Source organism: Catenulispora rubra, assembly GCF_015356825.1.
In the GTDB taxonomy this organism is placed as follows: Bacteria; Actinomycetota; Actinomycetes; order Streptomycetales; family Catenulisporaceae; genus Catenulispora; species Catenulispora rubra.
In genome coordinates, this window is record NZ_JAACYW010000752.1 from 1 (window position 1) to 442 (window position 442).

The window sequence follows — 442 nt, forward strand, 5'->3', positions numbered from 1 at the left end:
GACTGGCGCATCGAGCTGAGGGTGCGTGGCTGGACCGAACCGTGTGCCGGCCTGGCGAAAAGAGACGTCGATGTCGCGCTGGTCTGGTTGCCGGTTCCGGCGGGCGTCAGGACCCGGATCCTGTTGAGTGAGCCACGCTGGGTGGCCCTGCCCAGTGGACACCACCTGGCCGATGAGGCCGCGGTGGACTTCGCGGCGCTGCTCGACGAACCCTTCATCGCGTTGCCGCGATCGGCGGGCCAGGCCCGGGAGTTCTGGCTGGCCGGCTGCGAGCGGGCCGGCAAGCCGCCGCACATCGCGTTGGAGGCCGCGAATACCGATGAGTCGTTCGAGGCCATCGCGGCCGGGTTGGGAGTGCGCCTGCTGGCGGCGGGCGACGCGGCGATATACGCCAGGCCCGGGATCGCTTTCAGCGCCGTGCGCGATCTGCCCGAATGCCAGC

Annotated in this window: 1 protein-coding gene; it reads left to right on the forward strand. The window is 70.6% G+C overall.

What is annotated here, in order from left to right:
• Nucleotides 1-21: 21 nt before the first annotated feature.
• Nucleotides 22-442: LysR family substrate-binding domain-containing protein (locus GWK61_RS55275; RefSeq protein WP_323748218.1), on the forward strand; the 421-nt coding region annotated here is incomplete at its 3' end.